Annotated in this window: 13 protein-coding genes; 2 read left to right on the top strand and 11 right to left on the bottom strand. The window is 34.3% G+C overall.

The window, feature by feature from the left end; translation table 11 throughout:
- Positions 1-9: 9 nt before the first annotated feature.
- The 10 genes from L0669_RS05910 to L0669_RS05865 form a co-directional block, all read right to left on the bottom strand.
- Positions 10-1,485: a DUF1254 domain-containing protein gene (locus tag L0669_RS05910; RefSeq protein ID WP_263762030.1), complete on the bottom strand. Its 1,476-nt coding sequence runs from the start codon at positions 1,483-1,485 to the stop codon at positions 10-12.
- A 30-nt stretch (positions 1,486-1,515) separates the two neighbouring features.
- Positions 1,516-2,862, bottom strand: coding sequence for a DUF1214 domain-containing protein (locus L0669_RS05905; protein WP_263762029.1), 1,347 nt, complete (start codon positions 2,860-2,862; stop codon positions 1,516-1,518).
- Between the two features lie 30 nt (positions 2,863-2,892).
- Positions 2,893-3,723: a hypothetical protein gene (locus L0669_RS05900; RefSeq protein ID WP_263762028.1), complete on the bottom strand. Its 831-nt coding sequence runs from the start codon at positions 3,721-3,723 to the stop codon at positions 2,893-2,895.
- 230 nt (positions 3,724-3,953) lie between these two features.
- Positions 3,954-4,964: an HAD family hydrolase gene (locus L0669_RS05895; RefSeq protein WP_263762027.1), complete on the bottom strand. Its 1,011-nt coding sequence runs from the start codon at positions 4,962-4,964 to the stop codon at positions 3,954-3,956.
- 72 nt (positions 4,965-5,036) lie between these two features.
- A complete protein-coding gene (locus L0669_RS05890) occupies positions 5,037-6,683 on the bottom strand; it encodes an arylsulfatase (protein ID WP_263762026.1) in 1,647 nt (548 codons plus the stop codon).
- Positions 6,684-7,204: 521 nt separating this feature from the next.
- Complete coding sequence (gene pyk / locus L0669_RS05885; protein WP_263762025.1) at positions 7,205-8,635, bottom strand: pyruvate kinase; 1,431 nt, start codon at positions 8,633-8,635, stop codon at positions 7,205-7,207.
- A gap of 5 nt (positions 8,636-8,640) precedes the next feature.
- Entirely contained in the window at positions 8,641-9,129 is a 489-nt protein-coding gene (locus L0669_RS05880) for an IPExxxVDY family protein (protein ID WP_173968723.1), read from the bottom strand.
- Between the two features lie 125 nt (positions 9,130-9,254).
- Entirely contained in the window at positions 9,255-9,995 is a 741-nt protein-coding gene (gene rnc / locus L0669_RS05875; protein WP_173968725.1) for a ribonuclease III, read from the bottom strand.
- A 9-nt stretch (positions 9,996-10,004) separates the two neighbouring features.
- On the bottom strand, positions 10,005-11,258 hold the full coding sequence (gene fabF, locus L0669_RS05870; protein WP_263762023.1) for a beta-ketoacyl-ACP synthase II: 1,254 nt from the start codon (positions 11,256-11,258) through the stop codon (positions 10,005-10,007).
- A gap of 240 nt (positions 11,259-11,498) precedes the next feature.
- Positions 11,499-11,735, bottom strand: coding sequence for an acyl carrier protein (locus L0669_RS05865; RefSeq protein ID WP_007137004.1), 237 nt, complete (start codon positions 11,733-11,735; stop codon positions 11,499-11,501).
- A 175-nt stretch (positions 11,736-11,910) separates the two neighbouring features.
- On the opposite strand from L0669_RS05865, the gene purN reads away from it, so the two are divergent.
- Complete coding sequence (gene purN, locus L0669_RS05860) at positions 11,911-12,474, top strand: phosphoribosylglycinamide formyltransferase (RefSeq protein WP_263762021.1); 564 nt, start codon at positions 11,911-11,913, stop codon at positions 12,472-12,474.
- 143 nt (positions 12,475-12,617) lie between these two features.
- On the top strand, positions 12,618-13,094 hold the full coding sequence (gene rnhA / locus L0669_RS05855) for a ribonuclease HI (protein WP_263762019.1): 477 nt from the start codon (positions 12,618-12,620) through the stop codon (positions 13,092-13,094).
- Between the two features lie 57 nt (positions 13,095-13,151).
- On the opposite strand, the gene L0669_RS05850 is transcribed toward rnhA, so the two are convergent.
- The gene (locus L0669_RS05850) at positions 13,152-13,499 is read right to left on the bottom strand and encodes a DUF6249 domain-containing protein (protein ID WP_173968732.1); all 348 of its coding nucleotides are present in this window, start codon (positions 13,497-13,499) and stop codon (positions 13,152-13,154) included.
- Between the last annotated feature and the right edge of the window lie 410 nt (positions 13,500-13,909).

Genomic DNA, 13,909 nt, shown 5'->3' with positions numbered 1-13,909 from the left:
TAAAGACTTTTACTTCACTTCTTTTATATCATCCATTTTCCAGCTTTTATCAAAATAAGCTGTTGTTGGTCCGTAGAAACGCATATAGGTAAACCAATGTTTTCCGGGTAAAGTTTGTACCCAGTTTTTCTCTTTTCCGGCCGGTGCTTTTGGACCAAAATACAAATCGATAGATCCGTCAGCATTTTTTATTAAATCCTTACGGGAAGATAAATCGGCATTTTGTTGGGGATTATCAATCAAACAACGTGTTGCTGAATCATAAATCGTAATCGACCAGAAATTTACTGCAGGTGGATTTGCAGGAACATTTAGCGTATAATTTTTACTTCCGTCCAGCCAGTTTCCATTATTATCATAATAAGATCCTAAATAGGCCTGGCCCACATTTGGTATTTTGGTAATCATAGCTTTTGAGTAAGTAACAGCTTCGTAGAAATAAGAAGTTCTTTCAAAGAATTCATCATAACTATCAGCATGTTGCGATGGGTCTTTGATAATCATTACATAGTCCCATTTTTTATCCGGCCAGTGTTTTACATCCTTAAAGCGTTTATTAAAAGAATTGGCCATTGCCATTTGTTGTCCTTTCTCAGCAGCAGCGATTAAAATTTTCTTCTGACGTTCATCCGGAGCAAAAGGTTTTCCTTTCTCTATCCCTAAATTTTTAAGCCAGGCCATAAAAAAACGATCACGATCTTCAACCGGTTCATTTTGTAAAATAGCGTGAAGACGTTCCCAATATGCAATTCCGGCAGGCTGAATTCCGTACCACTTTTTATCTGCCGGCGGGCTTACCACTTTTGTTGGTGTAGGATTTGCACGTTTATCATAAGGATAAATTTTTACTTGTTTCAACAACGTTTCAGTCACTTTCGGGTCTGGATCTAAAGCTCTGAAGCCAAAAAACATATTAACTGTATTACATGGAACGATAAAATATCCGGCTGGTTTAAAGTCTTTCATTGTAGGTGGTACCAAAATATATTTGCCCCCTTTTCCTTTATCAGGTCCCATTTCTCCAATTACAGCTTGCTCGCGTTGCCAGAAATCAGCAAGTCCTCCGGCAGTATGTCCGGCAGGCATTTCGATAACAGTTGGTCCATTTGCAGCAAGATCTATAAAAGTCATGATATATGGCGTGGTAGCATTTGCGGTAAGAATACCCAAACGATCGTGATACGAATTGTAAAGAACAAGATCATTACTTGAGGCATTGAATACTTTATAATGTTGTTGCTGCCATTCGGCGAAAGCCACAATGGGCAATGCCCATAAATAAGTTTGAGTTGCCTGTTGAAAATCCATCTCGTCAAATAAAGCCGGAATTGATTCTTTTGACGGCAATTCACCATCCATTTTTATTTCGGTACCAGCTGGTGAAACTGAAGTTGATACTACATTATTTTCTTCTGTATTCTTTTTACATCCTATAGCGAATATAAAACTAGAAACTACCAGAATAACAAGAGTTTTATTTTTCATGATTTTAATTTTTTATAATTACAGAAACAATTAGTTTTTTTGTTCGATTGGAGCAGGAAACCATTTTCCGTCGAGAACTTCTTTTTTAGAAACATACATACGCATGGTTAAAGCAAAGCCTTTGCCTGCCGGAGTTGGCAGCCAATTACTTTCAATTGCACCTTTAGGCAATGAAGAACCTAGCCAGATACTTAATGATCCATCACTATTTTTCTTTAATCCCGAAACATTATTCAGATTGTATCTTTTTAATTTATTATCAACCACTCTGTAATCAGGAACGCTGTATAAGGTTACTGACCAAAATGCATTAACCATTAAATCCGGAATTTGATCTTTTGGAAATTTTATTTCATAGACTTTATCACCACTTAATAATTGTTTATTAGTATCTGTAAGCCCTACAAAATAAATAGCTTCTTCTACTCTATTAGCCCATAATCCTCCATAATTGATGATATCCCGAGCGAGTATATCATTACCAAAATTACCTGCAGCATACGATACAGACCATCCTCCTTTTTGAGTTCCAAAACCTTTTGCTCCTGATAAAAAAGCTGGAATAGCTTTGGTTTTTACAATTTCGTCGACATGCGCTTTAGCTTTGTCATCTTTTTTGCGGTACGCTTCAACAGCAGCTACTTTTGACTGATATTCTTTTGCTTTTGGCATTACATCCGGATAAGATGCGATTACTTCAGCCGCATTATCAAATATTTCGGTTCCAATTGGTTTTTTAGGAGTAAACTCAGGAATAGTTATAGGTGATGCAATTTTGATTCCGTCAGGAACATCAAATGTAAATTGCCGCTGTAATTTTTGAGCTACAGCCGGAGTTCCTTTCAGCTCAACGCGAGCCAACATTTTAACTTTTTCTGATGGTAATTCTATCTTCAGAGCGTTTGCCGGAATTGTAGGATTCGTTCCTTTTAAAACCAAAGCAAATTTTCCGTAAGGCGTTTTAGGAAAATTACGTTCGTTGATATTGACAATTACTTCTCCCCAACCGTCAAGAAGTTGAACGGTATAATAACGTCCTTCTATTTTAGGAACATTTAATATCACAGCATGAGCTGCATCAACTGCAATCCATGCTTCAAGATAAGCTACGTCTAAATTTGGATTAACAAATTGTGCAGATCCAAGCGGATTGTATTTGATTTTATTATAACCTACTTTCTCGACATTTATGTCGTAATTTTCCTGTTGAATAACAAAATATCTTGCATATAAATAGATATAAGCATCTATAATATCCTGATCTGAAGGAGTTGCATTATTTTCTGAAGTTGAAGTTGTTGCTGTTGAAGTAGATCCTTCTTTTTTACAGCTAATGAATAGAAAACTTACAACTAAAATAAGAATTGCTTTTTTCATTTGAATTATTTTAAAATTTTTAGAACTGTTTTACGAACCCGGAAACACAAAAGCCAATACCGCTCTCAATCCCCAGTCTGGTCTTTGATCGCGTGGCCCAACAATTGGAATTAAAGGCATAATGGCAAACTGAACCGCCTGATCACCTAGTTTTGAAATTGCCCCTATATTGGGACTAAGGGTTATAAGGGTTGTGTTTCCTTCCCAATTTTGAGTAATTTCTGAAGTTATACCTAAAGTGGCACCGCTTTTATAGCTATGCGTCAGGAATATTTGGGTGTAAAACTGATTAAAATCAGCACGATCGTCATTACCGGCCACAGACCAGATTTGGTTGGCTATAAAACCTACAGAAAGTCCTTTCCCCTGATGCATCACTAATGCACTTGGCCCTACTCCAAATTTTTCTGTTCCTAATAATTTATCCGTAGCAGTTGGTACTAAAAAAGCAGGTCCAAATCCTAAAATTAATCCTTTGGTTTTAGGTGCAAAAAAAGCTGTTACGGTTGCATCACTTAATCCGAACTGATGTGTGTTTTCTCCTGTTATATCCCTTTGATCTACGACCGGAAGAATATAACGTGTTATTAAATTTAGATTCTCTGTTAATTTAAACGGAATAACGGGCTGAACATTAATGGTGTATTTTGATCCGTTGAAAGGACCAACTCCATAAATTAGATTGTTTTGTAGGGGAACACTAATTAAACTTGCTACCGGATTTGCTAATTTGTCTGCTAATTCCTGAGCACTTGAACCTGATTTTGGAGGTGCTTCCTGAGCAAAAGCTGCAAAATTTAAAAGAAAAAAAGTTGTACTAAACAACAACTTTGAAACAACATAAAATCTTGTATTTTTCATAATATTTTAATTTAAGTTTTCATCTAAAAAAGATTAAACTATTTAATAATAAAAATACTACTTTAATAATTACAAAAGTAAAAAGTAAATATTTTCTTTCTTTTTTAAAACAAATGGAAGTTCTTTGACTCATTAGTCCTTTGATTTAAATCTTTTTATTCTTTGTTAAAATCAAAATGAAACAACTTACTCGTAAAAAGTTGTTTCATTTCAATTCTAACTAATTCAAATTATTTGTCCGGAAAAATCTTTTTCCAATCGTCTTTTATACTCACTACATGATATTTGTATTTTGCAGCAGTATCTAATGATAAATTATCTTTTTCCTGATAACTGTATTCTCTGGCAGCATCATTATGATTAACAATCATTTGAAAAGAAGGATATTTACTTCCTGAAGAATATCTTAGCATGGCCAGATCGCCGGCTCCGCCTTCGTTTCCGCAGGCAAAAACAGGTCGTTGCCCAATATGCAATTGTATGCCTACAGGCTTTCCTTCTTTGTCATTTAAAAGGTCTAAAGCTGGTTCTCTCTGAATGCTGTTTGTCGCATCATCAAATTTGTATTTGAAAGAAGTTCCAACAACCTGATCTTTTGGAATACCATAAAAATCCTGAGAAATAGCACGAACTAATTCTACAGTTCCTCCGGTTACAATAAAAGTCTTGAATCCGTTTGCACGCAAATAGTTTAATAATTCCAATTGTGGCTGGTATCTGATTTGTTTAATAGGAACATTTTTTCCCGGATATTTAGCTCCTGCAAAAAAATCTTTTGTTGCTGCTTCAAACTCATCTTCGGTCATACCGGTATGGGTTGCAGCCACTAACTCTATTAATGCTTTCTCGCCTCCAGTTTCAAAATACGTTTTATCTTTTTCGACAACGGCCTTGAAAGGTTGTTTTTGAGCTAATTCGGGTTTGGCTTCTACCATTTTCTTTACTCTGTAAAAAGCAAACAATTCCTGAACATAAGGTTTTTCAGCCCAAAGAGTTCCGTCGTTATCAAAAGTGGCGATTCTGTCTTCAACCGGAATAAAATCCGGGCCTCCTTTTTTGGTTACTTTAGTTATATAAGCAATAATTTCTTTTTTTAAAGCACCATCATTCCAACTTGGCAGCGGATCTGAGATTTTTACAAAATTTATTGGGTCAGAACTATCTATAGCAGCGCTATCAGCTTTATTAAACGAAACCAGCAACAATAAAAATAGGGGCAATATATATCTTTTCTTATACATAATATTGATTTTTATGTTATTAAATAGCTTGAGTTAGGGGGTAACTCAAGCTATTTTTTACTAATGATATTTTTATTTTTTCTTTGGAGCTTGTGTATCTCTTTCGATAACTTTTTTCATTTTTATATCTTGTAACACCTCATCCATAATTGTGTAAGGAGAGAAACTTGGCGGTATAGATCTTGGTGGATATTTCTCAAAAGTCATTGCAAATTCAGTAACATCGGAAATCATTCCATATGCTAACTGTACGTGGTTTAATACCCAGTCCCAATACGTATTAGAAGTTATATCGGCTCTTTCGTAAGGGTCCATATACAAGTTGAATATTTTTTGCAGTCTCAATTTAGTAAAAGGTTCTGCCCACAATCCCATAGTTCCCTGCATACGTTGTTCTGCAAATACATATTTATAGTCTCCCTCACGTAAACCCACTAACAGACCATCATCATCAGAATAAAAGAATTTATCTCTGGAGCTTTTTGCTGTTCCTCGTAGTAAGTTAGATTGGTCAAATCCATCTAAATGCACTTTATAATTATTACCATTGGCTTTATAGCCTGTTAAAAGTTTATTTTTTAAATCTGGTTCTCCTGCAATCGATGCTAAAGTAGGCAACCAGTCATTATGTGACATTAATTCATTAGTAACCTGTCCTGGTTTAATTACGCCTGGCCATCTAACTACACAGGGAACTCTAAAAGCACCTTCCCAGTTGGTATTTTTTTCTGAACGGAAAGGAGTCATTGCTGCATCTGGCCAACTATTCATGTGAGGACCATTGTCTGTAGAATAAACTACAATTGTATTATCTGCAATTCCCAGATCATCCAACGCTTTCAACAATGTTCCAACAGTAATATCATGTTCTATCATACCATCATTGTATTCACTATCTCCATGTGTAAATTTACCACGGTTTTCAGCTCTTACATGCGTACGCAGGTGCATACGTGTTCCATTCCACCAGCAGAAAAATGGTTTTCCAGCAGCAGTTTGTCTTTTAATAAAATCAATAGCCGCCGCTGATGTTTCATCATCAACAGTTTCCATTCTTTTTTTGGTAAGAGGTCCTGTATCTTCAATTCTTTGTTTTCCAATTTTCCCAAAACGAGGATCTACTGTTCCGTCATCTGTTGTCGTTGCAGTACATTTTAAAACTCCTCTTGGTCCAAATTTTGCCAAATATGCAGGATCTTTTGGATAATCCGGTAATTCCGGCTCTTCCTCAGCATTTAGGTGATAAAGGTTTCCAAAAAATTCATCAAAACCGTTTACTGTTGGCAGGTTTTCATTACGATCTCCCACATGGTTTTTACCAAATTGCCCGGTTGCATAGCCTAAGTTTTTCATGATTCCACCAATAGAAGGATCTAATTGACTCATCCCCATTGGAGCTCCAGGATATCCTACTTTAGTCAATCCTGTACGAATACCATGTTGACCAGTAATTAAAGCTGCGCGACCTGCAGTACAACTTTGCTCACCGTAATATTGTAAAAAACGTGTACCTTCAGTTGCAATTCGATCAATATTAGGCGTCATATACCCCATTAATCCACTACTATAAGCACTAATGTTACTTATACCAATATCATCTCCCCAAATTATAAGCACATTGGGCTTTTTTGTATTCTGTGATTGCGTTATCGAAAAGCAAGCCAATGCAAATAGCATTATCGAATTTCTAAATCCATTTTTAAGTTTACTTTGTTTCATGGTAATAAAATTTGTTAATAATTCTTTTATTAATCAACCTCGAATACGAGAAAAACATTACTAATAATTGATTTGTGCGGGGAACATTAAAAAATCTTGTTTATTTCAGTTTTTGAAATTTATTTGGGGGAAAATTGAAACAAGAATTTTCTTAACTTTTATTTAACTATCTCAAAATTAACTAATAAAAAGTCTAAGAATATCATTTATACGGTCTGACATGGTTTCATTTTATAAAATGAAACAATAAAAATGCTTTATTTTGCTTCTGAGCGTCTCATTTGATAAAATTTAACTCTTAAAAATCAAACAATTAGCAAAATATATTTTGGTTTTTATCTTATTAATAAAAGTGTCCGAATAACACTTTTTGTTAAATATGACTTTTTTTATTAAAATGAACCAAAAAAAAGACTCATGAATTTTATCACAAGTCTTACTATATAGATACACAAAAAGTTTAAGCCAAAAAAAAAGCCATTCGATATTGTCGAATGGCTTTTTTATATAATAATAAAGTCTTAGTCTATTTCAGAAACTCTCATGGTATTTACCATTCCTTTATCTTTAATTGGCATAGCTGCAAGATTAATTAAATAATCACCTTTTGCAGCGTATCCTTTTTCAACAGCAATTTTATTTACATCAGTTACAGTATCATCTGTACTTACGTCTTTATCATAGAAGTATGATTTTACTCCCCATAATAAATTCAATTGAGTTAAGATTCTTCTGTTTGAAGTAAATACCAAAATGTGTGCAGATGGTCTCCAAGCCGAAACCTGGAAAGCAGTATATCCGCTATTTGTTAATGTACAAATTGCTTTTGCTTTGATTTCGTTAGCCAATAAAGCTGCCTGATGACAAACTGTTTTAGTAACAAAACGTTTTGTTTTAATTTGTGGGGTATTTTGTGGAACCTGAATTAGCGGAGAATCCTCTACAGCTTCACAAATTTGTGTCATTCTTTGAATAACCTGTACCGGATAATTTCCTGTAGCAGTTTCTCCAGATAACATTACAGCATCAGCTCCATCCATTACAGAGTTTGCAACGTCATTTACTTCAGCTCTTGTTGGTGTAAGACTTGTAATCATTGTCTCCATCATTTGTGTAGCAACGATAACAGGAATTCTTGCAATTTTAGCTCTACGGATCAAATCTTTTTGAACCAATGGTACTTCGTGTGCAGGAAGTTCAACTCCTAAATCTCCACGAGCCACCATTAAAGCGTCGCAATATGCTACAATTTTATCCATGTTCTCTAAAGCTTCCGGCATTTCAATTTTAGCAACAATCGGAATTTTATATTCAGAATGTTTCGCGATCAATTCTTGTAAGTCTTGTAAATCGCGCGGTGTTTTTACAAACGAAAGTGCGATCCAGTCTACTTTTTGCTCGATAGCAAAAATAGCATCTGCAATATCTTTTTCAGTTAAAGCTGGTAAAGAAATTTTAGTGTTTGGAAGATTAACTCCTTTTTTAGATTTTAATTCTCCACCCTGAATTACTTTAGCAACAACTTCAGTCTTTTTATCAGTAGAAATAATTTCGAAAATCAATTTACCATCGTCAAGCAAAATACGCTCTCCCGGATTCACATCATTTGGAAAATTTTGGTATTTCATGAACACTTTTTGAGCTGTTCCTAAAATATCTTCTGCTGTTGTAAAAGTGATTAAATCACCATCATGAACAACAGTTCCTTCTTCCATCACACCAACTCTAAGTTTTGGTCCTTGCAAATCTCCAAGGATTGCAGTTGTGTAACCAAACTCTTCATTTAGACCTCTAATAATATTAATTTTCTCTTTTACACCTTCGTAATCAGCATGCGAAAAATTAACTCTAAACACATTAACCCCTGCATCGATCATATCTTTGATGATCTCTCTCGTACCACATGCAGGACCAAGTGTAGCGACAATTTTGGTTTTTTTGTTTGTTAACATTTTTTTTAAAAAATTAGATTGTTTTTTGATTTTATTTTATCAGTATCTACAGCATAAATAGCCGCAATACTCTCGATGGTATTTAATTGTTGTTGAATTTCTGAAAAATCAATAGTCTCTTCACTATTCTCTATTTTCAGGAAAAAATCTACTTTTTTGAATTCAGGAAGTAAATGAATTGTTGTTGAAACCTCACTTGTTTCATTGGAAAACAAATCCTGGGAATCATTTCTACTCGTTGAAATGATTTCATTTTTATTCTGAATTAAATTCCATGAAACTGTTTTCTCAGCATCATAATAATAGAATCTCGAGAAATTTGCCTCGCCTTCTTTAGTCTGAGCATGGATCTCGTTTTTGCTCTTACTTAAGTTTATCGGAAGGTTTTTATTGATAAAATAGGCCAATCTATAATCTTCTAATGAAGTATGAATTGCCATTAAATAATAATCAATTTCGTCAAATTCGTCTAAATCCAATCTATGAATAGCCATGTCATGAAAAATCAAGGTGTAAATATACTATTTCTAGCGGAGCTTAAATAGTTAAGATGTGCTTGTTTTTATTAATTTATAAACGAAAACGTTATAGCTTTAAGATACTTACAACAAAATTGTAGCTATTTCTTGTCTATTTTTTCCTGAAATGCAAAATATGCTCTTTGTGAAGCTTTCTCTTCTGCTTTCTTTTTTGAAGTGGCTCGCGCTCGTGCGATTACTTTATCGTCTATACTTAATTTAACGCCAAATAAGCGCTGACCGTCAATACCGTTATCTTCAAAAATGTCGTAATGAAAGACTCTCTTTTCTTTCTGACACCATTCGATAACCAAACTTTTATAACTAATTACTTTGCCTTCAAGTCGTGCAATATCAACATAAGGAGCTACAACTCGTTTTTGAATAAACTTTTCGCAAAACGAATATCCTTTATCCAGATAAATTGCGCCCACAAGTGATTCGAAAATATTACCATGAATATTTTCTCCAAAATGCTGAATTGGCACTTTGCTTTCTACAAAACGAACCAGGTTTAAATCTTTACCCAGCTCATTCAAATGTTCGCGGCTTACAATTTTCGACCTCATTTTAGTCAAATATCCTTCGTCGCCATTTGGTGCTTTATTAAATAAATGTGCTGCAATTACGGCACTTAACATAGCATCTCCTAAAAACTCTAATCGCTCATAATTTATGGGATGTCCTGATTCGTCGAGCTTATTAGAAGACCTGTGTGTGAAAGCTTTCTTATAAAATTCGATTGTAGCAGGCTGAAAACCAAGTATTTTCTGAATAGTGTCAAAAAAAATCCCGTCTTCTAGAGAACGGGATTTAGAAAATATTTTTTTGATAAAATTCATATACAGAAATTAGTCAACTAATTTTTTAAACAATACGCAAGCATTGTGTCCACCAAAACCAAAAGTGTTACTCATAGCAACATTTACTTCTCTTTTTTGAGGTTTGTTTAAGGTAAGATTCAATGATGGATCAATGTTTTCATCTACTACCGTATGATTGATAGTTGGAGGAACAATACCATATTTCATTGCCAGGATAGAAGCAATAGCCTCAATAGCTCCTGCTGCACCTAATAAGTGTCCTGTCATTGATTTTGTAGAGTTGATGTTGATGCTTTTTGCATGATCACCAAAAACAGCGCTGATTGCTTTTAATTCAGCAACATCTCCTAACGGAGTAGAAGTTCCGTGAGTATTGATATGATCAACATCTTCAGGATTCATTCCGGCATCTCTTAATGTATTTTTCATTACTGCAATAACTCCAATTCCTTCCGGATGTGGTGCAGTTAAGTGGTAAGCATCTGATGACATTCCGCCACCGCCAATTTCGCAATAAATTTTTGCTCCTCTGGCTTTAGCATGTTCGTATTCTTCAAGAACCAAAGCTCCTGCTCCTTCTCCTAAAACAAAACCATCTCTGGTTCCATCAAAAGGTCTTGAAGCCGTTTCCGGACTTTCGTTTCTTGTAGATAAAGCGTGCATAGAGTTAAAACCTCCCATACCTGCAATAGTAATGGCAGCTTCTGAACCACCTGATACAATAACATCACACATTCCTAAACGAATGTAGTTAAAAGCATCAATTAATGCATTTGCAGAAGATGCACATGCAGAAACAGTAGTATAATTTGGTCCCATATAGCCATTACGCATCGAAATGTGTGCTGGAGCAATATCGGCAATCATTTTAGGAATAAAAAACGGATTGAATTTTGGTGTTCCGTCTCCTTTTGCATAATAAATAACTTCATCCTGAAAAGTCTCTAAACCACCTATTCCAGCTCCCCAGATAACACCAACTCTTGTTTTGTCGATATTATCATCAGTAAGTCCGGCATCTTTAATAGCTTCATCACTTGCAGCGACAGCATATTGAGCGAATTTATCTAATCTTCGAGATTCCTTGCGATCCATGTAATCTTCAATATTGAAGTTTTTTACTTCACAGGCAAATTTCGTTTTATGCTTCTCTGTATCATAATACGTGATAGGAGCGGCTCCGCTAACTCCATTCACAAGTGCCTCCCAATAATCCTGAATATTATTCCCGATCGGAGTAAGAGCACCTAATCCTGTTACAACAACTCGCTTTAACGTCATAAATATGTATTTTGTACTTTAAACAAATAAAACCCACGCTTTCTTAACAGTATTGTTACTTAAGAGCCATGGGCATTACAATATAAATATATCTTTTTGATTGAAAACCAATCGAAATTTAAATTTTAAAAAAATAATAACACCCGATTTTTTAAAATTCCAATTTTTTAAAATACAAATCCCAATTTTGGAATTTGGGTATTCAAAGTTGGAATTTTAAAAAATTCGGGTGCGGTATTATTATTTTTTAGCTTCTTCGATATAAGAAATAGCTTGACCAACAGTAGCAATGTTTTCTGCTTGATCGTCTGGAATTTGAATATCAAATTCTTTTTCGAATTCCATAATAAGCTCAACAGTGTCTAATGAGTCAGCTCCCAAATCATTAGTGAAGCTTGCTTCTGTTACAACTTCGTTTTCGTCAACACCTAATTTGTCTACGATAATCGCTTTTACTCTTGATGCAATGTCTGACATAATCTTTAATTTTAGAATTTAATTTGTTGGCAAAAATAAAAAACTTTATTTTAAAACCACGATTTAGTTTATAAATGTAACACTAATTTATAAAATTAATTTCAAGAAAGCCCTTTTAATACTATTTATTTTGGATTTTTATTCCGTTTTTTGCATTCTAAAATTACATTCGATTATGAAAAAAATTATTGTTTTTGCCTCAGGATCAGGAACTAATGCTGAAAACATCATAAAATATTTTGCGAAAACCAAAATTGCAAAAGTCGTTTCGGTTTTTACGAATAATGCTGCGGCAAAAGTCATCGAAAGAGCAAAAAATCATCAAATTCCAACCGAAATCTTCTCAAAAACCGAACTTTTAAAAAGTAACCTCTTACAAAAAATACAAGAAATCGACCCAGATCTGATAGTTCTGGCTGGTTTTTTATTGAAATTCCCGGATCATATAATCGAGAAATATCCTAATAAAATAATCAACATACATCCGGCACTTTTACCAAATTACGGAGGTAAAGGAATGTACGGCATGCACATACACAGGGCTATAGTAAATAATAAAGAGAAAGAAACCGGAATTTCTATTCATTATGTAAACGAACATTATGATGAAGGCGGTATCATTTTCCAGAAAAATGTAGCACTAACAGAAGAAGATACGCCGGAAACTGTGGCCGAAAAGATTCACGAACTGGAGCAAAAGTATTTCCCGGAAATTATTTCGAGACTATTAGAGGATTAGACTTTCAAAAAAAATTAAACCATGTAAGTCATATAAGAAGATATAAGTTGGACTCTTATTAATTCTTTTAATATTTGACAAAGAAATATAAGCTGCATTATTTAAATGAACTTATATAACTTATATGGTAAAAAAAAACGACAATGAATCACGAAGTACATATATATACTGATGGCGCTGCGAAAGGAAATCCCGGAAATGGAGGATATGGTGTAGTGATGGAACTGGTGGGAACGCCACATAAAAAAGAATTTTACGAAGGTTTTCGTTTAACTACAAATAACCGAATGGAGCTTTTGGCCGTAATTGTGGGTCTTGAAAAATTAAAAAACCCGAATATGAAGGTTTTGGTGGTTTCAGATTCTAAATACGTTATTGATTCTGTGGTTAAAAAATGGGTTTTTGGCTGGGAGAAAAAAAACTATACCGGCAAAAAGAATCCGGATTTATGGAAACGTTTTTTGATTATCTACCGCAAACACCAAGTCGATTTTAAATGGATTAAAGGTCATAATAATCATCCTCAAAACGAGCGCTGCGACGAACTGGCCGTTATGGCATCAATGCAAAAAAATCTTTCTATAGATGTTTATTACGAAACTATAGGATCTAAATCATAAAAAAAACGCGTCAGAAACATTTGTTCTGGCGCGTTTTTCATTTTCATTACAATTTTTTTATTCTTTATCTAAATCTTTAGCTCTGTGAAATCCTACAAGTAAACCTACTCCTGACATTGTAATAATAGTTGCCGGATAAATCACATCTGAATTCATTTGTGTATAAGTAGAAAGAAATAAAGCAATAAAAAATCCAAGTCCAATACCGATTAAAAGAAAAGCCGTGTTTAAAATAAGGATTTTCCAGGCCGGAACTCCATTAGTTCTTCCTTTTAAAAAAATACTTGCATCGACTCCTTTTTCTATAAGCGCTAAACGTTCTCTGTTTCTTGTTGAATAAATAAGATAGACTATTCCGAAGATCATTAAGAAAAGACTGATTGGTACTAAAATTTGTGCTCCCATAATTTTTATGTTTTTATAATTGATTGATACTCCATATGACGACATGTTTTGAATTGAGGTTACAACTTTTTATAAAAAATTTCAATTTTTAAATTCCAAATTCCAAAACTTGCTGATTATGAGTTAATTTTGAGTTTAAAATTATTTTCGAGAAACGATAAATCTTTTATATAAAGTAACCATAATACTGTTATTTAGTTTTTTTTAGGAGCTAATCCCGCTATTCGTTCCAATCTTTTGTGGCGAACACCGCCACAAAAGGATTTCCACTTCTATCGGGGCTAGGGCAATCATTTTCATAACAAGCTTTTCGTGTAGTTTGTCATCTCGACGAAGGAGAGATCACACACGAAACTCGTCAACGATTGGTGATCTAGTTTGCGGAACTTCTATTGTGATCTCTCCTTCGT

The sequence above is a fragment of the Flavobacterium bizetiae genome, from assembly GCF_024271895.1.
Lineage (GTDB): Bacteria > Bacteroidota > Bacteroidia > Flavobacteriales > Flavobacteriaceae > Flavobacterium > Flavobacterium bizetiae.
This window is presented reverse-complemented; position numbering and strand designations above follow the sequence as displayed.

Excerpts from the sequence above, each read along its gene's own strand:
- fabF (WP_263762023.1), bottom strand. The coding sequence starts at position 11,258 with ATGACGTTAAAGCGAGTTGTTGTAACAGGATTAGGTGCTCTTACTCCG.
- L0669_RS05880 (WP_173968723.1), bottom strand. The coding sequence starts at position 9,129 with ATGGCTATTCATAGATTGGATTTAGACGAATTTGACGAAATTGATTAT.
- L0669_RS05890 (WP_263762026.1), bottom strand. The coding sequence starts at position 6,683 with ATGAAACAAAGTAAACTTAAAAATGGATTTAGAAATTCGATAATGCTA.
- rnhA (WP_263762019.1), top strand. The coding sequence starts at position 12,618 with ATGAATCACGAAGTACATATATATACTGATGGCGCTGCGAAAGGAAAT.
- purN (WP_263762021.1), top strand. The coding sequence starts at position 11,911 with ATGAAAAAAATTATTGTTTTTGCCTCAGGATCAGGAACTAATGCTGAA.
- L0669_RS05865 (WP_007137004.1), bottom strand. The coding sequence starts at position 11,735 with ATGTCAGACATTGCATCAAGAGTAAAAGCGATTATCGTAGACAAATTA.
- L0669_RS05910 (WP_263762030.1), bottom strand. The coding sequence starts at position 1,485 with ATGAAAAATAAAACTCTTGTTATTCTGGTAGTTTCTAGTTTTATATTC.
- rnc (WP_173968725.1), bottom strand. The coding sequence starts at position 9,995 with ATGAATTTTATCAAAAAAATATTTTCTAAATCCCGTTCTCTAGAAGAC.
- L0669_RS05895 (WP_263762027.1), bottom strand. The coding sequence starts at position 4,964 with ATGTATAAGAAAAGATATATATTGCCCCTATTTTTATTGTTGCTGGTT.
- L0669_RS05900 (WP_263762028.1), bottom strand. The coding sequence starts at position 3,723 with ATGAAAAATACAAGATTTTATGTTGTTTCAAAGTTGTTGTTTAGTACA.
- L0669_RS05850 (WP_173968732.1), bottom strand. The coding sequence starts at position 13,499 with ATGGGAGCACAAATTTTAGTACCAATCAGTCTTTTCTTAATGATCTTC.
- pyk (WP_263762025.1), bottom strand. The coding sequence starts at position 8,635 with ATGTTAACAAACAAAAAAACCAAAATTGTCGCTACACTTGGTCCTGCA.
- L0669_RS05905 (WP_263762029.1), bottom strand. The coding sequence starts at position 2,862 with ATGAAAAAAGCAATTCTTATTTTAGTTGTAAGTTTTCTATTCATTAGC.